Genomic DNA, 25,537 nt, shown 5'->3' on the forward strand with positions numbered 1-25,537 from the left:
TTTTTCTTTTTTATAGATTCTTAGCTCAAACATTTTCACTATTTTAATTTTATATTCTAAATACTGTTCAAATTTGAAAGCTGACCAATTTCATGTTTTATTGATTCTTATTTCCTGCATTGTTGCATATTTGATTCCTTTCGAACTTTTTTTATTTAGTTATATTATTTTGGGTGCTTTACATTATCTGACTGAACTTGCTTGGTTACATGAAAAAAAATATTTCACTTCATCTGCCAAAATAGAACTAATTATCATTTTTATATGTGCTGTAGGAGTTTCGCTAAGTTACATTTGCTATCGTTTAGAATTTGACCTAAGTTCTGTAATTCCTTTTTGGAATTCAAAATCAGCTACTCATTTTATTTTTTTAGCCTTTATAATGGCATTTTCTGCTATTTTTCTTAAAAAGAGGAAAGAAAAAATAGTTCTTCTTCTTTTATCTATTCTGGGAATTTATCTATTTCGAAATCAATTTTATTATTTATTTCTTATCGGACTTCTTCTTCCTACACTTATTCATGTCTTTATTTTTACAGGAATATTTATGCTTGTAGGAATTAAGAAAAACCCTACTTTTTGGACAAAGATTTGTTTTATTACTTTTATTGTCTGTGCAATCAGTTTTGCTATTGTTCCAGCTTCTTTGCCTGTTTTGTCTGAAAAAGTGAAGTCTAATTATTTTTTGAGTGGTTTTGATATGCTCAATAAAGTATTTATTGCTCTTTTTGATGGTACTGTTTTTAATGAGGCTAACAAACAATTGATTTTTGAATCTACTTTATCTATCAAAATTCAGCGTTTTGTTGCCTTTGCTTATACCTATCATTATCTCAATTGGTTTTCGAAAGTACATATAATTGCTTGGCATAAAGTAAATAAATTACGTCTTAGTTTAGCTATTTTGCTTTGGATTATGGCTCTAGGAATTTATTTTTATGATTTCAAAACAGGAATACTGACGCTTTATTTTCTAAGTACACTTCATGTTTTGATGGAGTTTCCATTGAATATGCAATCTTTTCAAATTTTGATTCAAAAATAATTCTTCGTATTTTATATAAGTAATTTAGCCAATTTGTTTCTGATTTATATCTTTGCCTTTCAATTCTTTAAGGCTTTCTTTCTCCTATTTTTACTTACAAAATTAAACCAACTGTTATGAAAATTAATTTACTCAAAAAATATAGTTTATTTTCAATTATATTTGTGTCTTTACTTGTTTTTTCAAGTTGTGGTGCTTCAAAACGCTCTAGCTGCCCTACTTATAGAGATTCTGATCCAAAAGTTATTTTTGGAGAAATAACATTGAAAGAAAGAATGGATCAACAAGAAAAAGACCTTCAAGTGAAGTCAGATAAACAGCGAAGAAAAGAAGCCAAACAACAAATTAAACGCTCAAAGAAAGCAAGTAGAAAACGTAAAAAATAATTAAGATAATAGCTAATAATTCTCAATAATTTTAATGGAAGAATTAGATAATCAACTAGACTTATTACACAAAGGTTATAAAGCCTTATCTTCAAAACTACTTGGATGGTTTGAAACTTTAATTTCAATGTTGCCTAATTTTTTCTTGGCAATACTTGTGCTAATTGTATTTTATTTCTTAGCAAAAGCTATTAAGGTGGGTATCAACCGTGCTCTTTCTCGTTGGGTAGACAACACAAACATATTAGACCTTGCTACTCAAGTTATCTTTTATGTTATCATGATTGTAGGTACTTTTGTTGCATTGGGAGTTCTGAACCTAGATAAGACAGTTACTTCTTTACTTGCAGGTGCTGGTGTTATTGGTCTTGCTCTGAGTTTTGCCTTTCAAGATTTGGCTACTAATTTTATTTCAGGGATTTTTATTGCTGTTCAAAAACCTTTACAAATAGGAGACCTTATTCAGACTAATGATTACATCGGATATGTAAAAAAAATAGGTTTGAGAGCCATTGATATAGAAAATTTTGATGGACAGTACGTAATTATTCCTTCAAAAGAGGTTTTTCAAAATCCTTTATTAAATTATAATCGACTCAATAATCGTAGAGTAAATGTTCCTGTTGGAGTATCTTATGGAGACGATATAGAAGTTGTAGAAAAACTCCTTTATGAAACCATTCGTGATTTAGATATTACAAAGAATGATTTTAGTGATGTACGTATAGATTTTGATGGTTTTGGAGATAGTTCTGTTAATTTTATTGTTCGATTTTGGATAAATAGATGCGACCAACCTTCTTATCATAAGGCTTATACTAGAGCTGGAATTGCCATTAAAAAAGCATTTGATGCCAATGATATTACAATTCCTTTTCCAATTCGTACTTTAGATTTTGGAATAAAAGGAGGTGAAAAACTCAATCAACAGCTTGCCATTTTGGAAACATTAGACAAAATAGAAAAGAAAAATCATTAAGTGTTCAGTTTCATAAGTTTTTTTTATGAATTTTGATTATGCTTTTGTACACAAAAAACGGGTTCAAACATCCTTGCCTGAACCCGTTTAGTAAAATAATAATTCTGTGTATTTGCTTTAATCTTATAAAACGCCTTTTGTAGAAGGCAATTCAGACGAACCTGTATGTGTTTTTGCCATTTTAAGAGCTTTTGCAAAGGCTTTAAAAATTGCTTCAATTTTGTGGTGTTCGTTTGCACCGTCCATTGGTTCAGCTTTGATATTTATGTTTGATTTTGAGGTATCGCTAAGCGATTTAAAAAAGTGCATAAACATTTCGGTAGGCATATCGCCAATTTTTTCTCGCTTGAAATCTGCATCCCAAACCAACCAAGGTCTTCCTCCAAAATCAAGTGCTACCTGTGCCAAAACTTCATCCATTGGTAAACAAAAGCCATAACGCTCAATACCTCGTTTATTTCCAAAGGCTTTTAAAAGAGCTTCTCCAAGTGCGAGAGCTGTATCTTCGATAGTGTGATGTTCGTCGATATGTAAATCTCCTTTTGTTTGGATTTTCAAATCTACTTCTCCGTGTCTTGCAATTTGTTCTAGCATGTGGTCAAAAAAAGCAATTCCTGTATTTATTTCTGCTTTTCCTGTTCCATCCAAATCTATTTCTATGTCGATGTCAGTTTCTTTGGTTGTGCGTTTTACCTTTCCGATTCTAGAACCAAATTTAGATTGTGGTGTAGAAAGAAAATCTTTGATTTCTGTCCAATCATCACTTACCAAGACACAAATAGAAGCCAGTTCAGGATTTTTTAAACTAATTGCTTTGTCATTTTCTGCAATCAAAATTCCTTTACAACCTAAGTTTTTAGCTAATTGTATATCACTAAATCTGTCTCCAATAACAAAAGAGTTTTGAATATCAAAGTCAGGGTTGTTTAAATAGTGTTTTACTAATCCAATTTCAGGTTTACGGTTTGGTGATTTTTCGTGAGGAAATGTTTTGTCAATCAAAATTTCATCAAAAATGATTCCTTCATTTTCTAAGATATTGAGCATTTTATTGTGTGCAGGATGAAAAGTATGTTCTGGAAAACTTACTGTTCCTAAGCCATCTTGATTAGTTACCATTACCAATTCATATTCTTTGCTGGCTGCAAGTTCATATAAATTTCTCAAAACGGCTGGTAAAAACTCTAATTTATCTAGTGAGTCGATTTGTTCGTCGGCTGGTTCTTTTATGATTGTTCCGTCACGATCAATGAAAAGTATTTTTTTCATGGTTTTTCTTTGTGTTATTACTCAAACAATTTAGTGTATGGTAGGAATTTTTTAAAATAGAATATAGCTTTCCTTTATTGGACAGGGTTTCAACCCTGTTTTGGATTTTTACAAAAATAACAGAATTTTTCCACAAAATTGTTTAGACTTATTCTAAATAATTCTTGTTTTTTTAAAAATAGAATTATACATTTGCAACTCTATTGAGAATTAGTCTAAATAAGTATAGTGATTTAGTTCTTATCATTTTATTAAAAAAATATTCATAGCCATGAAAAAATCAACAACCTCTTTTCTCTTACTTTTAGTTTTACTTTGTAGCACTTTTTTAGTTTCTTCTTGTAAAGATGATGAAGATGAAGAGCAGGATTCAGAATTAAAATTAGATGAAAATCAAGTAAATAGTTTTCTTTCTAATTATTCAAATATTGTTTATGCTTCTTATGAAGATAGTTATAATACAGCAAAATTATTAGATGATGCCATTAAAGCATTTACTCAAAGTCCTTCTCAAGCTACTTTAGAGGCAGCAAAAACAGCTTGGATAGCAGCAAGAGAGCCTTATGGACAAACAGAATCTTATCGTTTTTATGGTGGTCCAATTGATGGTGATGAAGGTGTAGAAGGTTTTATCAATGCTTGGCCTCTTGATGAATCGTATATTGATTATGTAGAAGGTAACGCAACAACAGGAATAATCAATAATCCAACAGATTTTCCTACTATTGATAAGCAAACTTTGATGGATGCAAACGAACAAGATGGAGAAACAAACATCAGTACAGGATACCACGCTATTGAATTTTTGCTTTGGGGACAAGATGTTACTTTAGGTGCAGGTGGTGGAGACCGTGCTTTCACAGATTATACAACAGCAGAAAATGCAGAGCGTAGAAAAACATATCTTTTGACTGCTTCTAGTCTTCTTTTAGACCATTTACAAACTGTTTTGAATGAGTGGACTCCTAATACAGCAGGAAATTACAGAGCTTCTTTTGAAAATAGTTCGAATCCAAAATCTCGTTTATTAGACGTTTTGGTAGGAATTTCTTCGCTTAGTAAAGGTGAGCTTGCAGGAGAGCGTATTTTTGTAGCTTTAGATGAGCCAGATAGAGAAAATGAGCATTCTTGTTTTAGCGACAATACAGATAGAGATGTTGTAAATAATGCGCTTGCTGTTGATAATGTGTATTTTGGTAGATACAAAAGAACAGATGGATCAACTATTTCAGGAACAAGTATTTCAGATATTTTTGAGCTTGCCGATACAGAAAAAACAGCCGCTTTAGATGCCAAAATGAACGAAACAATAGTAAATGTAAATGCCATTCAGAATCCATTTGAAACTGAAATGGTAGAAGCAGACGGACGTGCAAGACTTCAAGCATGTGTTACTTCTCTAACAGAACAAGCTGACATGATTTTAGAACTTGCTTCTTTGTATGGAATTAATATCGTTTTAGAATAATCATTTTAATTATTAGGAATATAAAATGAATAAATTTACACTTTGAAAAATTCACTTAATAAACAGGGTTAAAACCCTGTTCAATTAAAAAACTACCTTTTGTGATTTTTTACAAAGATGTGTTTTCAAAAATAGACTATGAATTATAAATTGTACAGGGTTTTAACCCTGTTTTTATAGATAGCTTCTGATACTTTTGTAATCAATTTAAACCCTAAGAGTCTTCAAGACGCTTAGGGTTTGTGAGTAAAAATCTCAATCTAATTTTATAAAAATATGCGTTCTTACTTATTACTTTCTCTATCTTTTATTTTACTTTTTTCTTCTTGTAAAAATGAAGAAACCGAACCTCTTTTTGAAGAAAACGAAATTTATGCAGGAGGAAATGCTACTACTTTTGACCAATCTCAAAATGCTTTTGGACATGCTGCAAACAAACTTACAACTGAAGAAAATGGAAAATTTGTTACAGGAAATTCGTTTTTTAAAGCAAATTGGGTAGCTGCTCCTTCTTCTACGATCGGGCTTGATGGTTTGGGTGGTTTCTTTAGCGCACGCTCTTGTTCGGGTTGTCATGCCTTTGATGGACGTGGAAATTTACCTCAAAATCAAGGTGATGATATTGTTGCCTTAGTGATAAAATTGAGTGTCAGAAATGGAGTAACGTATGAAAATGAGCCAACTTATGGTGGACAGTTATCTAGTCAGGCTATTTTTGGAATGGAAGCAGAAGGAAATATTTCTATTTCACACCAAACTATTACTGGAAGTTTTGCAGATGGAACAAGTTATACTTTAGAGAAACCTATTTATAATTTCGAAAGAATGAATTATGGAAATGTTCACCCAAATGTAGTTGTTTCTCCTCGTCTTGCACCACATATTGCAGGTTTAGGACTTTTAGAAGCTGTTTCAGAACAAACTCTTCTTTCTTTTGCTGATGAAAATGATGCAAATAATGATGGAATTTCTGGGAAACCAAACTATGTTTTGGAAGCTGAAACAGGACAAATAAAAATCGGTCGTTTTGGTTTGAAATCAAATCAAGTTTCTTTAAGAGAGCAAGTAGCTGGAGCATTTAATGGAGATATGGGAATTACGTCTTCTATTCACCCAATAGAAAACTGTACGGATGCACAACAAAATTGTAAAGAGGCCATTTCGGGAAGTACAGATGAAGAAATGGAAATTAGTGAATCAAAACTAGCAAAAGTAGTTTTGTATTGCCAGACACTTGCTGTTCCTGCTCGTCGTGATGCTGATAATGAACAAGTTTTGAGAGGGAAACAGATTTTTTCCAATCTAAATTGTAACAAATGTCATATTCCAAAAATGAAAACAGATTTTCATGAAATTCAAGCTCTTTCTAATCAAACCATTTATCCTTATACAGATTTGCTTTTACACGATATGGGAGATGAGTTAGCAGATAATCGTCCAGATTTTGAGGCAAATGGAAACGAATGGCGAACAGCTCCTTTGTGGGGTTTGGGAATGGTTCAGCGTGTAAATCCACGAGCTACTTTTATGCATGATGGACGAGCTAACACAATAGAAGAAGCAATTTTATGGCATAATGGAGAAGCAAAAAACAGTCAAGAAGCCTATAAAAGTTTATCAAAAAATGAAAGAACTGATTTACTCGCTTTTTTGAATTCTTTATGATTTAATTTGTCTTTTATTCTAAAAACTTTGTCAGAGTTTGTTTTGTCAAACTCTGACAAAGTTTAAATAAGTCTAATAAAACTATAAACTAGTCTATTTTTTCAATGATTCAGCCGTTTTGACAAGGCGAATAAATTCTCCTTTGTACCCTTCTTCGTCATTAGTTTTTGCGTTGGGAGCATTTTCCAAAATCCATTTATACAAATCAGAATCTTTTTCTTTTTTGTATTTCGAATCAGTCAGAATCATTCCAAACATCGCAACAGCATTTGTCCAAACAAAATTTTCAGAGTTATCTGTTTTAATTTCATTCATAATAACTTCTTCAAATTTTACACTTTTATCTCCGTCAGGTTCTTTGTAACGAAACTTTACAGTCATCAGTTCTTGACTTCCTGCTGCCTCCGAAACTTCTGAAGTTTGGTATTTTAAGTTCTGTTCTTTTCCGTCTGTTTTAGGCAGAAAATCAGATTTTACACCAACAGGAATAATTTCATAAAGAGCTGTTACTGTATGACCTACGCCTATTTCTCCAGCATCTTTTGTGTCGTCGTCGAAGTCTTCTTCATTCAAAAGACGATTTTCATAACCCACCAAACGGTACGCAGCTACATAATTTGGGTTAAATTCAATTTGAATCTTGACATCTTTAGCCAGTGTAAAAAGTGTTCCTGAAAATTCGGTAACAAGCATCTTTCTAGCTTCTTGAAAGTCATCAATGTAGCCATAATTTCCGTTTCCTTTATCTGCTAATGTTTCAAGTTTTGAATCTTTGTAATTTCCCATTCCAAAACCCAAACAAGTCAGAAAAACACCACTTTCACGCTCTTTTTCTATCAATCTTTGCATATCGCCATCAGAAGAAGCTCCTACATTAAAATCACCATCAGTACACAAAATGACACGATTTGTCCCATCCTTGATAAAATTCTCCTTCGCAATTTTGTAAGCTAATTCTATTCCCTGTCCTCCTGCTGTACTTCCTCCAGCACTAAGTTGGTCTAAGGCTGCAATAATTTCTTGTTTTTTAGTTCCAGAAGTAGAAGGCAAAACTACACCTGCTGCACCTGCATAAACTACAATGGCTACTCTGTCATTTTCTCGTAATTCTTTTACCAGTTCTGTAAGTCCTTTTTTGAGCAAAGGCAATTTATTTGCAGAACTCATAGAACCCGAAACATCAAGCAGAAAAACAATATTACTATTTGGTAAATTATCTTTTTTGATTTTTTTTGCTTGTAAGCCTACCAAAACAAGTTTGTGGTCTTCATTCCAAGCACAATTTCCATATTCTGTCGTAACTCCAAAAGGATGTTCATTTGTAGGTTCTTGATAGTCATAATTGAAATAATTTATCATTTCTTCTACTCTAACGGCATCTTGTGGAGGCATTTGTCCATCATTCAAAAAACGACGTACATTAGAATAAGAAGCCTTATCTACATCAATCGAAAATGTAGAAAGTGGATTTTGAGAAACAGAACTAAATCCGTTTTCTTCTTTTGATGAATAACTTTCAGTAGTAGGTTCTTGATAAGAAGAATTAGAATAACTGTATGAATAATTTGAACTTGTGCTACTACTGCTATGTTTATTTTTTTTACGTCTCTTTCTTCCTCCAGACCTTCCAGAATAACCTGTAACTACGACTTCTTCCAGTCCTGCATCTTCTACTAGAGTTACATCAATGACAGATTTTTGTCCAATCCTAATTTCTTGTGTTTGAAATCCAACAAAACTAAAAACCAAAACATCACTTCCTTCAGGAACAGTAATAGAATATTTTCCTTCCATGTCACTTTGCGTTCCATGTTGTGTTCCTTTTATTTGAACCGTTGCACCAGGTAAAGCACCATCAGCACTTGTAACTGTTCCTGTGATAGTGCGCTGCGAAAAAGCAATATCTGAAATAAAATAGCTTCCCAAAAATAAGAGAATTGTAAATACGTACTTGTACATCTTCATAATAAAAATAAATTAGTGAGTAAAAATGATTTTTTATAAAATTATATTTTGTAGAAAGGGTAATTTTTGATGTGATTCTTTCCCTATTCGTAAAAAAACTTAAAAACGTTGCAAAGTAATTATAAAGAATCTTGTGAGTAGGATTGTAAAACCTTTAGAAATGGCTAATTTTGTTTTATAAAATAATATTAATTAGCTCTTCATTTTGATTATAGATGCTACTTTGCTGATTAATCCATAAAAATAGTTTACATTTTAAAATAGTCCTTCATAAAAAGATATGAGTCAAAAAACAACTTTACGCCAATTTTTGAAAGATAATGAAGCAAATCTTCCTGCTCCACTTTCTGAATTAGACCATTTATTACATTCGATTGCTCGTACAGCAAAAACTGTTCATAGCCATGTTTCTCGTGCTGCCATCACAGATTTGTATGGAACAGCAGGTTCTAGTAACGTACAAGGCGAAGAACAGCAAAAATTGGATGTTCTTGCAAACACCCTTTTTATTACTACATTTAGAGAAAGTAATCTGGTTTGTGTAGTGGGTTCGGAAGAAGAAGAAGAAATTATTTTGACCGATAATAATGATGCTGAATATGTTGTGGCAATGGATCCCTTAGACGGCTCGTCAAATATTGATGTAAATGTTTCTATTGGAACTATTTTTTCGGTCTTTAAGCGCAAATCTCCAAAAGGAACAAAGCCAAAAGTAGAAGATGTTTTGCAAAAAGGAACTGAACAGCTTATTGGTGGCTATGTATTGTATGGAACAGCTACAGCTTTAGTTTTTACAACAGGAAATGGCGTTCATATTTTTACCTACGACCCAAAAGGAGGCGAGTTTTTGCTTACTCACAACAATTTAACTATTCCTAAAGACAGTAAAACCTATTCTTGTAATGAAGGAGGTTTTTTAGGTTTTACGGAAGGTGTAAAAAAATACATTGATTTTTGCAAAGAAGGTGGAGAATACAAAGCTCGTTACATCGGTTCTTTGGTAGCAGATTTTCATAGAAATATGCTAAAAGGCGGTATTTTTATCTATCCAAGTACAGAAAAAACACCAAAAGGAAAATTAAGATTGTTGTATGAATGTAATCCATTAGCTTTTATTGCCGAACAAGCAGGTGGAAAAGCGTATGATGGACGTGTGCGTATAATGGATATTGAGCCAGATTCTTTACATCAACGAACTACCTATTATGTGGGTTCTGCAAATATGGTCGATAAGGCTTTGGAGCTTATTGAGGCGAATGAGTAATTAAGTTATTTTGTAGGTTAAAGGTTTGCCTTTAAGTAGATTTAAAAGTCAGTTTTTTAAAATGCTATGAATACTATTTTGTGTTCATAGCATTTTTTATGTCTTGCCATTTTATTTTAAAAGTCAGTTTTAGAAAATATTTGTCGTCTTTAAATCGATAACTGACGTAAAGTATAAAATAGTCAGATGCAATTTGTATCTAAAAGGCTTATTTTTTCTTGTTGCTGCTTGGGTTCTCACAGATAACAGTAGGAAAAATATAACATATTCAAAAAAAATACGTATTTTTCTAAAATAAGGAATTACCAAATACCTACCTTACTTATGAATAAAAAACAACAAATAAATGAACTCTTCCGAAAACTTTCCATTGTAGAGTCAAAACAATCTGTTTTTGATAGAGAAATTAGAAAGTTACGTGTAGAAATTGAAGGTCTGCAAAATGAAACTTCTTTTGAAAAAGATACAACGAAAGAATCAAGAGAAGTAGAAGATCCAATTTTAAGACAAAAACCCATCTTTAGAGATATTCCTTCTGACTTTCCTTCTGAATCTGAAAATGAGAAGAAAGAAGAAAATAGAGAGTTAAAAAGAAGAAAAACACCTGTTTTTGAAGCACCAACTCAACCTCAGCAAACAAAAGTTCATCAAAAATCAAGTATCGAAAAATTCATTGGTGAAAATGTAATTTATATAGTTGGGGTTTTGATTATTGTTTTGGGGGTTGGTATTGGAGTAAAATATGCCATCGATAATGATATGATTAGTCCACTTACTAGAATCATTTTAGGGTATTTGGTAGGAGCTGGTCTTTTAGGTTTTGCTATTCGTTTGAAGGCAAAATATGAGAAGTTTAGTGCTGGACTACTTAGTGGTGCAATGGCAATTTTCTACTTTGTTACCTTTATGGGATATGATTTTTATAATCTTTTTCCTAAAGAAATGGCGTTTGGTCTGATGGTCGCTTTTACGGTCTTTACAGTGGTGGCTTCTCTCAATTATGACAGACAAATTATTGCTCATATCGGACTTGTGGGGGCTTATGCAGTTCCGTTTTTGCTTAGTGATGGGTCTGGAAAAGTGATGATTTTGTTTAGTTATATGGCAATTATCAACTTAGGAATTTTAGCTATTTCTATCAAAAAATACTGGAAGTCTCTTTATATAAATGCTTTTACGCTTACTTGGCTTGTCGTTTTGGCTTGGTATGGATCAAAATACAATCAAGAAGAACACTTTAGTTTGACATTGATTTTCTCTACTCTCTTTTTTCTCATCTTCTACATTTCGTTTTTGGCATATAAAATCAAGAAAAAGGAAATTTTCAATGTTGGAGATGTTATTTTGATGCTCATCAACTCATTTATTTTTTATGGAGTTGGCTTTGCAACACTTTCAACAAATGTTCAGACAGAAAATTTAGTAGGTTTATTTACACTCGGACAGGCAATTATTCATTTTGGAGTGAGTGTAGTTTTATATAAAAATAAACTGGCTGATAGAAATTTATTCTACTTAGCTTCTGGGTTAGTTTTGGTTTTTATTACTATTGCTGTTCCTGTTCAGTTGGATGGAAATTGGGTAACTCTTATTTGGTCGTTACAAGCTGCACTGCTGTTTTGGATTGGACGAACAAAAAAAGTCGGTGTTTATGAATCGCTTTCTTTTCCTCTAATGGCTTTGGCTGCTTTTAGTATGATTCAAGACTGGGGAATGGCTATTGATGCTTCAACAGGTATTTATGATTATGAAACAAATAAATCTATCATAAATGAAATTACGCCAATTTTCAATGTAATTTTCTTGACTTCCATTATTTTTGCAGCTTCATTTTTCTTTATTGACTGGCTCAATAAGAGTGATAAATATGTTTCTACTTTACAAGAAAAAGCTAATGGATTTTTGGGTTTTGTTACTGTTGTCATCACTACAACATTGCTCTTTGCTCTTTATCTACCTTTAGTTGTCGAAATTTCTATTTATTTTAATCAACTTCTTGAAGCTTCAAGAATTGAAGTAATAGCAGAAGGTGGATATCCTAATACTTTTTATGATTATGATTTAAGAAGTTATCAAAGAGTTTGGATTCTAAATTATACACTTCTTTTCTTTATTGGTTTAGGTTTTTATTGTATCCAAAAAGTAGAAACTCAAATGTCAGTCATTCTCTATTATTTAGCTTCTGCTCTTTTACTGTTTATTTTTATGAGCGCAGGGTTATACGAATTGAGTGAACTCAGAGATAGTTATATTTCACAAAGTTTAGCTAAATACTATGAGGTAGGTAGCTTTAATTTAATAGTTCGTTATATTTCTTTTTCACTTGTTATCGGTCTTTTATTTATCCTTTTCAGACTTGCAAAACAAGAGTTTTTGAAATTTGATTTTATTCCCTTCTTCGATTTTATTCTTCACGTTTCAGCTTTATGGCTATTGAGTGCCGAACTTATTCATATTCTTAGCCTAACTAGCAATGCAGATGCTTACAAACTTGGTTTGAGTATTTTGTGGGGAACTTATTCGCTTTTTGTAGTCGTTTTGGGAATTTTGAAAAAGAAAAAATATTTGCGTGTTGGTGGTTTAGTTTGGTTTGGAATTACGTTTGTCAAACTCTTCTTCTACGACATTGCAGCTTTATCAACAATTTCTAAAGTAATTGTCTTTTTATCTTTAGGAACACTTCTTTTGATAATCTCATTCTTATATAATAAATATAAAGACAAGATTGAGGGATAAATAATAATAAGTGTCATAAATTAAAAACAGCTTGTATTCTCTAGTTTTGTTGAGAGTACAAGCTGTTTTTATATAAGTTGAAATTGAGAGTGAAATTTATTTTTCTTCAAAAACAAAATATTCTGTATTATCATTTTCGTTTTGATGTAGCGTAATAACAAAAGTATGTTTACCTGATTCCTTGATTGGATATTCCCCTACTCCACACCAAAGACCACTGCTAATGCCAAAACTTTTCAACTCCTCTTCAAACTTTCGGGTTATTTTTGCAGAAAGAGGACTCATATATTCAAAATACTGCGTAGCCATATAATCTGATATTTCACCATTTTTCAAAGAAGTGATTTGAATTTTATCAATAGTGATGTCGGTTAAGTCATAACCTGTTTTGTTTTCAATTCTGATTTCTAAAGGTTCGACAGTATCTTCATCCCCACAAGAAAAAGCTGAAAAGCATAACATTATTCCTAGTAAAAAAAGATAAGTAAAGGATTTTAGATTAAAATGAAGTGTTTTTTGAGTTTTCATAATAAATAAAATTTTGAGTTTAATAAAAATTAAATTAGAGAGTCATTTTTACTATTACTCTAATAATGCAAATTTTGCTGCAATAAAATATAAAAAATCTAAAATTTAACATTTTAGTTTATTTATCATGTAGAACAATGAACTCAGAACTTTATTTTCTATAAATTCGTTTTATAAAAAAAATAAATTATTCTACTCAAAAAAATAGAACTATGACCATTGAAGAGAGAAAAAGTGAAATTATAAATCAAATTGAAAATCTTTCAGAAGAACAACTTACTACTTTTGAGAAATTTTTCTATGGATTAGTAGCTCAAGAAGAAACAAGTGAAGAGGAAAGGGAAGAAAAAATAAAATCAATTATAAAAAATGATTTTTCTCGTTTTAAAGAAACTTTTAAAGCCTTGTCTTAAACAAAACTAAATGAAAAAACTAGAATTATTAAGGAAAAAAGATGTCATTCTGATAAATAGACTTACTTCTGATGATGTAGGAGGAAAATTCGTTCCACCTTCTAATTTTTTACACGAATCTAATTTAAATTATCTTATAGAAATAGTTGAAGCAGAAGTTTTTGGTAGTGAAATGTACCCTGAAATTCATCATAAAGCAGGACTTTATATGTACAATATTATCTCAAATCATATTTTTCAAGATGGTAATAAAAGAGCAGGTTTAGAAAGTGCTTTACTTTTTCTACAACTCAATGATTATGACTTGAAACAAGAAGTAACAAATGAAATTCTAACAAGTTTTACTCTATCTGTCGCAGCAGCAGAAAAGACATTAGAAGAAGTACAAAAGTGGTTTGAAGAGAATATAGAAACTAAATAGCATAAAAGACGAACTACAAAATAAATTGCAGTTCGTCTTTTCTATATAAAATTCTTCTAAATATTAAACCAATTCAGGTTTATAAATTTCAGCATAACGGAAGAAGAAATGAGGAATTGTATTTATTCCTTTATAATAATTGAAAAGTCCGTAATGTTCGTTTGGCGAGTGAATGGCATCAGAATCTAAGCCAAATCCCATCAAAATACTATCAATTCCAAGTTCAGATTTGAACATCGCAACAATTGGAATACTTCCACCACCACGCATCGGAATTGGGTCTTTGCCAAACGTTTGTTTATAGGCATAACTTGCAGCTTGATATGCCTGTGAATCGGTTGGTGTCACAACTGGCTCACCTCCATGATGAGGTTTTACGACAACACTAACTGAAGGAGGAGCAATTTTTTCAAAATGCTTCTTGAAAAGTTTAGTTATTGTTGCAGAATCTTGATTAGGAACTAAGCGCATAGAGATTTTTGCATACGCTTTCGAAGCAATAACTGTTTTTGCGCCTTCGCCTGTATAACCTCCCCAAATTCCGTTTACATCTAAAGTTGGACGGATAGAAGCACGCTCTAAAGTAGAATATCCTTTTTCACCTTCTACATCTTTAAGTCCAATAGATTTTTTATATTCTTCTAAAGAAAAAGGAGCTTTTGCCATTTGAGCACGTTCTTCTTTCGAAAGTTCTGCTACATCATCATAAAAATTCTCTACTGTAATTCTGCCTTCTTCATCTTTCAAAGAAGCAATCATATCACAAAGAACATTGATAGGATTTGGAACAGCACCACCATAAAGACCAGAGTGTAAATCACGATTAGGTCCTGTAACTTCTACTTCTACATACGAAAGACCACGCAAACCAACTGTTACAGAAGGAATATCATTGGCAATCATTCCAGTATCAGAAATCAAAATTACATCAGTAGCTAATTTTTCTTTATTATTTGCGACAAAAATTCCTAAGTTGTCTGAACCTACTTCTTCTTCACCTTCTATCATAAACTTGACATTACAAGGCAAAGAATCAGTTTTCATCATGGCTTCAAATGCCTTGATGTGCATATACATTTGTCCTTTGTCGTCGCACGCACCACGAGCATAAATTTTTTCATCTCTAACAGTTGGCTCAAACGGAGGCGTTTCCCAAAGCTCTAATGGGTCTGGTGGCTGAACATCATAATGTCCGTATACCAAAACAGTAGGTAAAGAAGAATCAATCATCTTTTCTCCATAAACAATTGGATAACCTGCTGTCTGACAAAGTTCTACTTTATCAGCTCCTGCTTCTTCTAGTTTTGTTTTTATAAATTCTCCAGCTCTGAAAACGTCTTCTTTGTATTTTTTGTCTGCACTTACAGAAGGGATACGAAGTAAGTCTTTAAGCTCTTCTAAGAAGCGTTCTTTATTTTTTTCTATATAATCGTGTGTATTCATTAATAAGGGTATGTTTATATAAGTTTATTGAATGAGTTTTACTAATATTTTTGATGCAAATTTAGTAAAAATAAAAATTCTTCAACGAAGTTCGAATATACGGCTTTTTCTTCAAAAAAAGAACCTTCATCTATTCAAAAGGTAGGATAGTCTAAAAAACAAATGTTTTTAATTCCTTTGGTTCGTCGTTTGTTCTTTACTCAAAAAATAAAAGACTGTTTGAATAAAAAGTTACAAAAATTTGAAACAGTTTAGCAAAACAATCAAAATCATTCCATTCCAATACTCATTTCATAATGAATTATCTCATTTTTATAGTTAGTGTTATTGTTCTTGTTAAGGGAGCAGACTGGGTTACTGACGGAGCTTCATCAATCGCCAAACGCTTTAATATCTCTGACCTTATTATTGGTCTGACAGTAGTTTCGATTGGTACTTCTGCTCCCGAGCTGGTCGTAAATCTTTTTGCTTCTAGTAGTGGAAGCTCTGAACTTGCAATTGGAAATGTTTTGGGAAGTAATATTTTTAATACATTAGCTATTTTAGGAATTTGTGCCATGATTTCGCCTGTTTTTGTCAAGCGTGCAACTGTTCAGATAGAAATTCCTTTAGGACTTTTGGCAGCTTTGGTATTGGGTGTTTTGGCAAATGATATGCTTATTGATGGTTCTAGTAATTCTATTCTAACCAGAAGTGATGGAATTATTTTGCTCTTTTTCTTTGTGGTTTTTATGTATTATACATTTTTTTCAGCACAGAAAGATAAAAAATTATCTGTTGAAGAAGCTGAAGACATACAAAAATTACCTTTAGGATTGTCTATATTGATGCTCTTAGGTGGTTTTGCAGGACTTATTGGAGGAGGGAAGTTTATGGTAGATGCAGCTATCGAAATTGCACAATCTTGGGGAGTAAGTGAAGGAATTATCGGACTTACCGTGGTGGCAGCAGGAACTTCTTTTCCCGAACTAGTCGTGTCAATCATGGCAGCACGAAAAGGGAGTGCAGATATGGCAATTGGTAATGTAGTAGGTTCAAATGTCTTTAATATTTTCTTTGTTTTGGGTATTAGTGCGACTGTTAGACCTATTCCATTTAATCCCAATACAAGCAATTTAGATGTTGTAGTTACAGCTTTAGGTTGTTTGATGGTTGTTGCTTTTGTCTTTATGGGAGAAGGACGAAAAATAAGTAGAGGTGAAGGTTCAATTCTTACACTTGGCTATGTAGTCTATATTGCTTATTTAATTTATCAACAAATTGGATTAGCATAACTTCGAACTACGCCAAAAAGGGTTTTTTTAGATAAGAGTTTCGCAAAAACAAAATTTTAGATAGAGAATAAATTTTGTTTTTGCAATTCAACAAGATTTTAACCTTGTTTATGCTTAATATTCCACGTCATCAAATAGAGGTAAATTTTTATCCTTTTCAGAAAGAATAATTTTATCCAAATCCATTTGCCATTCTATTCCTATTTTTGGGTCATTATAATACATTCCTGTATCTGCTTGTGGCTCGTAAAAAGCATCACATTTATAAAAAAACTCAGCATAATCACTCAAAACCAAAAAACCGTGTGCAAATCCTTTTGGTATGAAAAGCTGTTTTTTGTTTGTTCCAGAAAGATTTATACTCAAACTTTTGCCATAAGTAGCTGATTCTTTTCTCAAATCAACAATTACATCTTGTACCTCTCCAACAATTACTCTAACTAACTTAGACTGTCCGAAAGGAGATTTTTGAAAATGTAATCCTCTCATTACTCCCTTCGTAGAACCAGATTGGTTATCTTGCACAAAAGTAGGTTTTAGACCTGTGTGTTTCTCAAAATTATTAAGATTAAAACTCTCAAAAAAATAACCTCTATGGTCTTCAAAAAGGCGTGGTTCGAAAATCCAAACACCTTCAAAATCTGTTTTGTTATACATATAAATTAATTATGAATTAAACGAAGTAATACAAAATAACGTATTAATTTTATGAATTGCATAATTTTATCACTACTCTTTTCAAATTTTATAAAAAATGACCACACAAAAAACAATTTTATATCAGATTTCTTCTCGTGCTTGGGAACATCCAGCCGATCGTGCAGCCCTAAATTCACTCAAAAAAGTACCTGGATTGGATAAACTTCTCAGTATGCTTTTCGGAGCAACTTCTGAGCGTTCGCTTCGTCTTATGTATTTGGCTTCTGCTGTTAGAGTTTCTGATAAGCAGTTTGCAAGAGTAAAAGTACTGTTTGATGAGGTTTGCAAAACGTTTGATATAGAAAAAAAACCAGAGGTTTATGTTTCTCAAAGTGAAGTGCTGAATGCTTTTGCTGTGGGAATGGATAGCCCTTTTATCGTTTTGAATTCAGCTTTAGTAGAACGATTTGATGATGAGGAACTGACAGAAGTTTTGGGACACGAATTGGGTCATATTATGAGTGGACATATGTTGTATCGTACTCTTTTTATACTTCTTCAACAAATGTCTAGGTCTGTTATAAAACTTCCTATTCCTGATTGGATTTTCTCAGGTGTCTATTATGCACTACAAGAATGGAGTAGGAAAAGTGAGCTTAGTGCAGATAGAGCAGGTCTTTTGGCTACTCAAAATCCTGATGCTTCATTGCGTGTGTCGATGAAACTGGCAGGAGGAGATTTTGAGCAAATGGATGTTGCAGCCTTTTTAGAGCAAGCTGAAGAATATCATAAGATGGATAATGTGGGAGATAATATTTTTAAGTTTTTTAATATAATTGGACAATCTCATCCTTTTGCGTCTACTCGTGCTTTAGAAATTGTAAACTGGGTGCGTTCGGGAGATTATGATGCAACTTTACAAGGAAATTACCCAAGAAGAACAGATGCTGAAAAAAATGCGTCTGTTTGGGAAGATGTAAAAGAAGCTTCACAAGGTTATGCAAGTGATTTTAAGGAAGCAACACAATCGACTAGAAATACAGCACAATCTACACAGTTTAATGAACAGTTTAGGCAAACAGCTCAAAATGTATCTGAAAAAATGGATGAGACTACCAAAAAAGCAAAAGATTTTTTTGATGATTTTTTCAAGCCAAAAAATTATTAATCTATTAAAGGTTATCACGGTTAGTTTAGTAACATTGATTTTTCCGTAGCGACAGGTTTGCAAACCTGTCACTACGGAAAAATAAGACTGTTTTGCTTTTCTATAACTTGCTAATTATTAGACCTGTAAATAACCGTGATAACGTTTATTATGAATTACAAACAAAAATAGAAGTTTTCTAAACTATTGATAGCACTTCACTAAGAGCTATCAATAGTTTAAAATAAAAAATATATGACTTAAAATTAAATTTAGTGTAAGTTTTGATTGAGTTGAACAACTTACTTGACTGAACTGTTAAATCACTCTATTTGAATAATTAATTTTACTCTTATATTTTTAATTCATACTTCTAACTTTGTATTATCATATGTCTAATAAAAAACTTTTTATAATCATTGGTGCTGTTGTTTTGCTTGTTATCTTAGGTGTTGCAGGAAAAAAGCTAGGCTGGTTTGGTGCAAAAGATGGAATTGAAGTAGAGTTTGCTCCTGTTAAGCGTATTCAGATTGTAGAAAGAGTTAGCGCATCAGGCAAAATTTATCCAGAAGTAGAAGTCAAATTATCGCCAGATGTATCAGGGGAAATCACAGAATTATTAGTAAAAGAAGGAGATTCTGTAAAAGAAGGACAATTACTTTTGAAAATACGTCCTGATACGTATCAAACAGCTGTGGATAGAACACGTGCTTCTTTAGGCTCACAAGGTGCAAATATCGAACAAGCCAATGCCAGATTACAACAAGCTAAAGCACAATATTTTAGAGCCAAAGCAGATTTTGGAAGGCAACAAAAACTGTATGATGATAAAATTATTTCTTTACAAGATTTTCAAGCTGCTGAATCTACTTTTAAAGTAGCAGAAGCAGAATTGCAAGCTGCCGAAAAAACAGTGGAAAGCGCACGTTATTCTCTCCAAAGTGCTAGGGCAACATTAGAAGAAGCCCAAGCAAATTTATCTCTAACTAATATTTTTGCTCCTCAAAGTGGAATTATTTCTTCACTCAATGTAGAACAAGGTGAACGTGTAGTAGGAACTGTACAAATGACAGGAACAGAGCTTTTACGCATTGCAGAATTTAAAAATATGGAAGTGAGAGTTAATGTCAATGAAAATGATATTATAAGAATTGAAATGAATGATACAGCCTATGTTGAAGTGGATGCTTATCCAGACCAAAAATTTATAGGAATCGTTACTTCAATTGCAAAGAGTGCAAATAATTTACAGACTGTTACAGCTGATGCTGTTACAGAGTTTGAAGTCAAGATACGAATGAGTAGAGAGTCATACAAAGAATTATTAGTAAAAAGAAAGTTTCCTTTTCTCCCAGGTATGACGGCAAGTGTTGAAGTTATTACTAATCGCAAAAATGGTGCATTGGCTGTTCCGTTGGCTGCCGTTACAGTTAGAAATGAAAATCAAAATAATGAAAAAGAGGAAGATGCTCCAAGAGGAAAACCTAAAAAAGAAACTACTCAAAATGCAAAAGTAGAAGAAGATAAAATGAAAGAAGTGATTTTTGTGAGAGATGGCGACAATAAAGTCAAGATGATACAAGTAAAAACTGGAATAAGTGATTTTGACAATATAGAAATTTTGAGTGGAGTGGAAGAAGGACAAGAAGTAGTAGTTGCACCTTACAATGCAATTTCAAAAACTTTAGAAGATGAAAGTAATGTCAAAATTGCAAAAGACAAAAAAGCGAAGTAACTTGTAGGTTATTAATGTGAAACTTGCTTAGTAATTTATATCGCAAGTTTTGTGTTAAATTAAAATTTATTACTGCTTGATACCAAATAGCCTATTTTTTTACTTCATAATGCAATTATGACTTTAGCTAACATTAATTTTTATAGAAATATTCAGATAGAAAAATTTAAGGAACTCGCAGGAGTTACAGGTTTTGATACAGGAGTAGATATTGACCAAATTTATCCTCAAATAAAAGATGCAAAAGCAATTGCAGAACTAGGAGTAGGATATGGAAGAGCCGTCCAACAGCTTTTAGAACGTGGTTTTGAAGGTAAAATCTATGGTGTCGAAAGAGTAGAGTCTTTTGTAACTTATATGGAAAAAGAGTATAAAAATGAAAAATTGTTTATGCTTCATCAAGACATAGAAGAGTTAGAGCTACCTGAGAAAGTAGATGCTGTTTTGTGGCTTTGGTCTGGAATATTGGAGCAAAACCTTGAACAACAACGAGATTCTATCTGTAAAATTAGAAAATACCTCAAAACAGGAGGTAAACTATTTATTGAAGCTCCTCAAGACAAAATTAAGTTTGTCGGAATGAAAATCAATAAACATTATATCCGTGTAGAAATGGATTGGGGAACACTTGATGCCTATATGCCTTATGAGGAAGATATGCACCTCATAAAAGAATCATGTCACTACAAATCGTTAGAAATGATTAAATATCAATCTGTTACAGGATTAGATAGAGTATTTTATGTTTTTGAGAATTAAATAATTGATTTTGAAAAAGAAAAACTCTCTAAAAAAATTAGAGAGTTTGGTTCTTCCGATAATTTAGCGAAATTACAAAAGGGTGTGCGTTAGTTTTAGCTTCGCTGAGGGTTACACCGTTCTCAAAAACTAACGAAAACTTCCTCAAGCAATATTACGCTTCTGAGGAAGCGTTTTTTCAGTTCTGAGGAACTGAACACACAATGTTTCACTTAATAATTCACCATTTATAATTCATAACTGATGTTAAGCAGTCAAAAAACGAGACCCATAACTTTACTTATGGGAAAAACATTTACTACTATTCTGTGCCTGTTTTACCACGATTAAAATCGTGGGTTTCGTTATTTATGCAAGAAATTTGCAGAAATTTTATTGTTATGTAATATCAGTTCGTAATTAATTTTAAGCATCCATATCTACCTTTACATCATCTGTAAGTGGGTGGGCTTGACAAGTCAGAATATAACCTTCAATAATTTCGGCTTCGCTAAGAGCTTCATTGGAATCCATCGTGACTTTTCCAGACAGACAAAGCCCACGACAAGCCGTACAAAGTCCACTCTGACATGAGTAAGGCATATCAATTTCATCATCTAAAGCAGCTTCTAAAATTGTCTTTTTGGCATCGACAGCAATTTCAGTTTCTTCACCATTCAAAATAACTTTTACTGTTTTTCTTCCATCAGGAACGATTGCTCCATTTTCATCATCAGAATTAACAGGTGCAAAAAAGTTTTCTTTATGAACCGTATCACTAGGTACATTCAATTCTGATAAAGTTTCTTCTATAGTATCCATCATTCCTTCAGGACCACATAAGTAAAAAATTCTATCTTTTATTGTTGGTAATTTTTCTAAAGTTGTTTTAATGAACTCTTTTGTAACTCTACCTTCAAAATGATTTTCTTTAGTTGATAAATCTGTTTTAGGCTGTGTTAAAGAATAAATCAAATTAAATCTATCTCCATGTTTTTGTTTGAGTTTGTCTAATTGATTTTTGAAAATAGTGCTTTCTTCATCTCTACACGTATAAATTAAGGAAACAATACTATTTTGCTCATAACTTAAAGCCACTTTTAGCATCGACATCAATGGCGTAATTCCACTTCCACCCCCAAAAAGAACAATATGACGTTTATTATCTGGATGTGTTCTCAAAACAAAATTACCCATTGGTTCCATAATTTCTAGTTTTTCTCCAGCTTTCAATGTATCATTCAAAAGATTTGAAACTACACCACCCTCTACTCGTTTTACAGTCACGGCAAGCGTACTATCTAAGTGAGGAGCAGAACAAAGCGAGTAAGCACGACGATATTTTTTACCATTGGCATCTTTAACAATTAGTGTCAAAAACTGCCCTGCATAATAAGGAATCTTTCTAAAAAGAGGTTGTTTGAGATGTATAGTAATTGTGTCAGGTGTTTCTTTGACAATTTCTTTTATTTTTAGTGTTTGATAGCGATTAGATGACATAAAACAAATTATATTTATTAGTTGGGTGTAAATTGTATATGAATTGGCTAAGTTTTTCTTTAAGGACAAATAATTAAATTAGTTGTATTTTTTTTCAAAATAGCTTGTTAGACTATCCAATAATTTCTTAAATTGATGCAAAGTGCAAAGATAGTCATTCAAATAAATTTAAGATAGACTTAAAGGCTAAAAAAAGCAAAAACCGATTTTATATGATAAATGTTGAAATTTTATCTCCTACTACTACTATTACTCCATCTTCTAGTTTTTCTGTGCCTTCTCAAATACAGGCACAAACTCTATTTTCATTTCTCAAATCAGCAAATAGTTGTATTTCTTTTAATGCACTCTATGATTCTATTTTCGAACATCTAAATAAAGTCTTTGAAATAGATTTTAGTATTGTAATTGTATCTTATCAAATTATTTATTCGAAAAAATATTCAAAAAATACGCCTTTTCTGAGTGAAGAAGAAATAAATATGTTAGAAAAAGAAAGCAAACTACAAAAGCTAGTTTTTACAAAAAATGAAAACAATCATTATTTTCTATATATTCCAATTCAAAAGTCTAATCAATTATTGAATATTTTTGTTTGTCTTTCTCAAGATAGTTATCAAAATATAGATAATCAGACTATTAGTTTTTTAGATTGTTTCTATCAAATGATTTTGTCGGCTTTAGTGCGCTTAGACAAACAAGAAAATGATATAAAATTCAAGACCATTTTTGAATCTTTTCAAGATATTTATTTTCAAGCTACTCCAAATGGAATAATAACAAGCATTAGTCCGTCCGTAAAAGCAATATTAGAATATGATCCAAAAGAACTTGTTAATAAAGCGATTCATTCCTTTCTTATTTCAAAAGAGAAACTTGAAAATCTTCTTTTTATATTGAAAGAACGTAAAAAAATAAAAAATTATGAAATACATGTCTTATCAAAACTAGGTCATTCGAAAACGCTACTCTGTAACTTTCAAGTATTAGAAGACAAGACAAATAAAAATATATTGGCAATAGAAGGCATTGCACGAGAAATTAATGAAAGTAAAAAAGTAAGCCAAGAAGTACAAAAAACCAAACAGAATATAGAGCGAATTTTGGAAAGCAAAAAGCAATTTTTAGCTGATATGGGACATGAAATAAGAACTCCCATGAATGGAATTATTGGAATGATTGATTTGCTTCGTACAACTCAGCTCAATGAAGAACAAAATAATTATTTAGATACAATTGAAGCCTCTTCAAATGATTTATTAACCATTTTGAATAATGTATTAGATTTATCAAAGATGGAAGCCAATAAAATGCTTCTAAAACCAGAAGTATTTGAGTTAAAATCAGTATTAGAACAATTTTTATTACTTTTTACCAAGGAAATTAGGCAAAAATCATTACAGCTTTCTGTCAAAATTACAGATAAAACGCCAAAAAAAATTATCGCTGATAAAAGTCGATTATTGCAAATTTTTGGTTCTTTAATTTCAAATGCTATTAAATATAATGTTCAGAATGGAAAAATTTCTATTTCATTAGATACTCTTAAAGAAGAAGACGGAAAACTACTTTTGAGAGGCGAAGTAAAAGATACAGGAATCGGAATTTCGGAAGAAAATCAAGAGTTTTTATTTGATTCATTTTCTAAACTACAACATCATTATCAAAAAATAGTAAGTGGAACAGGACTAGGACTAACAATAGCCAAACATCTTGCAGAAATAATGGGAGGAACTATGCAAGTTTGGTCAAAGGAAAAAGAAGGAAGTACATTTTATTTCTCTTTTGAAGCTCTAAGAAGTACAGAAAATAACAGAGAAGACGAATTGATAAGTGAAAATAATTCTGAAATTCAAAGTGAGTTAGCAAGTCAAAAAACAACTACTCAAATACAATTAGATTGGGAAAATTCATTTATTAATAATCCTTTGATTTTAGTAGTCGATGACAATACAACAAATCTAACAGTAGCCAAAAAAATACTAGAAAAATCGGGTTGTCAGATAATTACGGCAGTAAATGGCAAGGAAGCAATTCATAAAATAAAAAATAATCAATTTGAACTCGTCTATATGGATATTCAGATGCCTGAAATGGATGGTGTAACAGCTACTCGTTTTATAAAAAGGCTCAAAATTTCTGTTCCTCCTATTATTGCCTTAACAGCTTTTACAGTTGCAGACGAAAAAGAACGTTTTATTAGTGCAGGAATGGATGATTATTTGCCCAAGCCTGTAAAAGCAGAAACACTTATTCAAAAAACAAGACAATGGATAGATATTAAGTTTCATAATTTGGATGATGAAAACTCAAAAGAGAATAGAGCAAAAAAGAGTCAAGAATCTATAAATAAAGCTAATCTAGCGAGTCAATCTTCGACAGAATCTTTAAAATATCTGCCTATTGTAAATACACAAACAGCTCAACAGCTTCAAAAATGGGGCGGACAGGAACTAGTGGACGAATCCTACGAACTTTTCGAAACTGAAACAACAGGGCTTTTGATTGAGGCAATTATGGCATTTAATAAAAATGATAGACAAACCTTAAAACTCCATGTTCATACCATAAAAGGAAGTGCTGCTACTTTGGGAATTGATAGAATGGCAACTATAGCCACTGAAATTGATGCAATGCTAAAAGATGATATTGACGCAGATGTAGCCGAACAAATGCAAGCCTTCGAACATTCTTTTGAAGAATATAGATTGAATTATCGTATTATTTTGAATTTGTGATTGTATTAAAATTATTTCAGCTAACAGAAATTAAATGGCTATCAATAATGAAATAGATAGTATTCTACTATGAGTGCTTTCACATTTATCTATATTTTCAAAGCCTATTAATTCTACGAATCTTTAAGAAAAATCAGTTGCAAAAAACCTTTACATAAATTTTATTCTTTCAAATCACACTTTT

General features: G+C 31.8%; 20 protein-coding genes. 14 read left to right on the forward strand and 6 right to left on the reverse strand.

The features are described from left to right. Positions 1 to 73 precede the first annotated feature (73 nt). The 3 genes from V9L04_RS15920 to V9L04_RS15930 all read left to right on the forward strand — a co-directional run bounded on the left by V9L04_RS15920 (position 74) and on the right by V9L04_RS15930 (position 2,410). On the forward strand, positions 74 to 1,045 hold the full coding sequence (locus V9L04_RS15920; protein WP_338790847.1) for a hypothetical protein: 972 nt from the start codon (positions 74 to 76) through the stop codon (positions 1,043 to 1,045). A gap of 116 nt (positions 1,046 to 1,161) precedes the next feature. Then, the gene (locus V9L04_RS15925) at positions 1,162 to 1,431 is read left to right on the forward strand and encodes a hypothetical protein (RefSeq protein ID WP_338790848.1); all 270 of its coding nucleotides are present in this window, start codon (positions 1,162 to 1,164) and stop codon (positions 1,429 to 1,431) included. 34 nt (positions 1,432 to 1,465) lie between these two features. After that, a complete protein-coding gene (locus tag V9L04_RS15930; RefSeq protein WP_338790849.1) occupies positions 1,466 to 2,410 on the forward strand; it encodes a mechanosensitive ion channel in 945 nt (314 codons plus the stop codon). 123 nt (positions 2,411 to 2,533) lie between these two features. On the opposite strand, the gene hisB is transcribed toward V9L04_RS15930, so the two are convergent. Continuing rightward, positions 2,534 to 3,679 carry a bifunctional histidinol-phosphatase/imidazoleglycerol-phosphate dehydratase HisB gene (gene hisB, locus V9L04_RS15935; protein WP_338790850.1) on the reverse strand — a complete coding sequence of 382 codons (1,146 nt, stop codon included), beginning with the start codon at positions 3,677 to 3,679 and terminating at the stop codon, positions 2,534 to 2,536. A gap of 271 nt (positions 3,680 to 3,950) precedes the next feature. Here hisB and V9L04_RS15940 point away from each other — a divergent pair, with 271 nt between their 5' ends. Then, on the forward strand, positions 3,951 to 5,147 hold the full coding sequence (locus V9L04_RS15940; RefSeq protein WP_338790851.1) for an imelysin family protein: 1,197 nt from the start codon (positions 3,951 to 3,953) through the stop codon (positions 5,145 to 5,147). A gap of 276 nt (positions 5,148 to 5,423) precedes the next feature. Next, complete coding sequence (locus tag V9L04_RS15945) at positions 5,424 to 6,812, forward strand: di-heme oxidoredictase family protein (protein WP_338790852.1); 1,389 nt, start codon at positions 5,424 to 5,426, stop codon at positions 6,810 to 6,812. Positions 6,813 to 6,905: 93 nt separating this feature from the next. On the opposite strand, the gene V9L04_RS15950 is transcribed toward V9L04_RS15945, so the two are convergent. Further along, positions 6,906 to 8,771 carry a von Willebrand factor type A domain-containing protein gene (locus V9L04_RS15950; RefSeq protein ID WP_338790853.1) on the reverse strand — a complete coding sequence of 622 codons (1,866 nt, stop codon included), beginning with the start codon at positions 8,769 to 8,771 and terminating at the stop codon, positions 6,906 to 6,908. Between the two features lie 286 nt (positions 8,772 to 9,057). Between V9L04_RS15950 and fbp the strand changes: the two genes are divergently transcribed. Next, entirely contained in the window at positions 9,058 to 10,041 is a 984-nt protein-coding gene (gene fbp, locus V9L04_RS15955; protein WP_338790855.1) for a class 1 fructose-bisphosphatase, read from the forward strand. A gap of 324 nt (positions 10,042 to 10,365) precedes the next feature. Continuing rightward, positions 10,366 to 12,777, forward strand: coding sequence for a DUF2339 domain-containing protein (locus tag V9L04_RS15960; RefSeq protein WP_338790856.1), 2,412 nt, complete (start codon positions 10,366 to 10,368; stop codon positions 12,775 to 12,777). Between the two features lie 96 nt (positions 12,778 to 12,873). Here V9L04_RS15960 and V9L04_RS15965 read toward each other — a convergent pair whose 3' ends face one another. After that, positions 12,874 to 13,305: a hypothetical protein gene (locus tag V9L04_RS15965; protein ID WP_338790857.1), complete on the reverse strand. Its 432-nt coding sequence runs from the start codon at positions 13,303 to 13,305 to the stop codon at positions 12,874 to 12,876. A gap of 212 nt (positions 13,306 to 13,517) precedes the next feature. Between V9L04_RS15965 and V9L04_RS15970 the strand changes: the two genes are divergently transcribed. Further along, on the forward strand, positions 13,518 to 13,718 hold the full coding sequence (locus tag V9L04_RS15970) for a hypothetical protein (protein WP_338790858.1): 201 nt from the start codon (positions 13,518 to 13,520) through the stop codon (positions 13,716 to 13,718). Positions 13,719 to 13,728: 10 nt separating this feature from the next. Then, on the forward strand, positions 13,729 to 14,139 hold the full coding sequence (locus V9L04_RS15975; RefSeq protein ID WP_338790859.1) for a type II toxin-antitoxin system death-on-curing family toxin: 411 nt from the start codon (positions 13,729 to 13,731) through the stop codon (positions 14,137 to 14,139). Between the two features lie 63 nt (positions 14,140 to 14,202). Here the strand turns inward: V9L04_RS15975 and V9L04_RS15980 are convergent, their stop codons facing one another. Further along, positions 14,203 to 15,582 carry a dipeptidase gene (locus tag V9L04_RS15980; RefSeq protein ID WP_338790860.1) on the reverse strand — a complete coding sequence of 460 codons (1,380 nt, stop codon included), beginning with the start codon at positions 15,580 to 15,582 and terminating at the stop codon, positions 14,203 to 14,205. Between the two features lie 296 nt (positions 15,583 to 15,878). On the opposite strand from V9L04_RS15980, the gene V9L04_RS15985 reads away from it, so the two are divergent. Then, entirely contained in the window at positions 15,879 to 16,856 is a 978-nt protein-coding gene (locus V9L04_RS15985) for a calcium/sodium antiporter (RefSeq protein WP_338790861.1), read from the forward strand. Between the two features lie 114 nt (positions 16,857 to 16,970). On the opposite strand, the gene rfbC is transcribed toward V9L04_RS15985, so the two are convergent. After that, a complete protein-coding gene (gene rfbC, locus V9L04_RS15990) occupies positions 16,971 to 17,513 on the reverse strand; it encodes a dTDP-4-dehydrorhamnose 3,5-epimerase (protein WP_338790862.1) in 543 nt (180 codons plus the stop codon). A gap of 97 nt (positions 17,514 to 17,610) precedes the next feature. On the opposite strand from rfbC, the gene V9L04_RS15995 reads away from it, so the two are divergent. The 3 genes from V9L04_RS15995 to V9L04_RS16005 all read left to right on the forward strand — a co-directional run bounded on the left by V9L04_RS15995 (position 17,611) and on the right by V9L04_RS16005 (position 21,136). After that, positions 17,611 to 18,663, forward strand: a complete 1,053-nt coding sequence (locus V9L04_RS15995; RefSeq protein ID WP_338790863.1) for a M48 family metallopeptidase — start codon at positions 17,611 to 17,613, stop codon at positions 18,661 to 18,663. A gap of 370 nt (positions 18,664 to 19,033) precedes the next feature. Further along, positions 19,034 to 20,377 carry an efflux RND transporter periplasmic adaptor subunit gene (locus V9L04_RS16000; RefSeq protein ID WP_338790864.1) on the forward strand — a complete coding sequence of 448 codons (1,344 nt, stop codon included), beginning with the start codon at positions 19,034 to 19,036 and terminating at the stop codon, positions 20,375 to 20,377. A 117-nt stretch (positions 20,378 to 20,494) separates the two neighbouring features. Then, positions 20,495 to 21,136, forward strand: coding sequence for a class I SAM-dependent methyltransferase (locus V9L04_RS16005; RefSeq protein ID WP_338790866.1), 642 nt, complete (start codon positions 20,495 to 20,497; stop codon positions 21,134 to 21,136). Positions 21,137 to 21,541: 405 nt separating this feature from the next. On the opposite strand, the gene V9L04_RS16010 is transcribed toward V9L04_RS16005, so the two are convergent. Next, positions 21,542 to 22,615, reverse strand: a complete 1,074-nt coding sequence (locus V9L04_RS16010) for a ferredoxin--NADP reductase (protein ID WP_338790867.1) — start codon at positions 22,613 to 22,615, stop codon at positions 21,542 to 21,544. 212 nt (positions 22,616 to 22,827) lie between these two features. Here V9L04_RS16010 and V9L04_RS16015 point away from each other — a divergent pair, with 212 nt between their 5' ends. Further along, positions 22,828 to 25,353 carry a response regulator gene (locus V9L04_RS16015; RefSeq protein ID WP_338790868.1) on the forward strand — a complete coding sequence of 842 codons (2,526 nt, stop codon included), beginning with the start codon at positions 22,828 to 22,830 and terminating at the stop codon, positions 25,351 to 25,353. The last annotated feature ends 184 nt before the right edge of the window (positions 25,354 to 25,537 follow it).

The sequence above is a fragment of the Bernardetia sp. MNP-M8 genome (assembly GCF_037126285.1).
In the GTDB taxonomy this organism is placed as follows: domain Bacteria; phylum Bacteroidota; class Bacteroidia; order Cytophagales; family Bernardetiaceae; genus Bernardetia.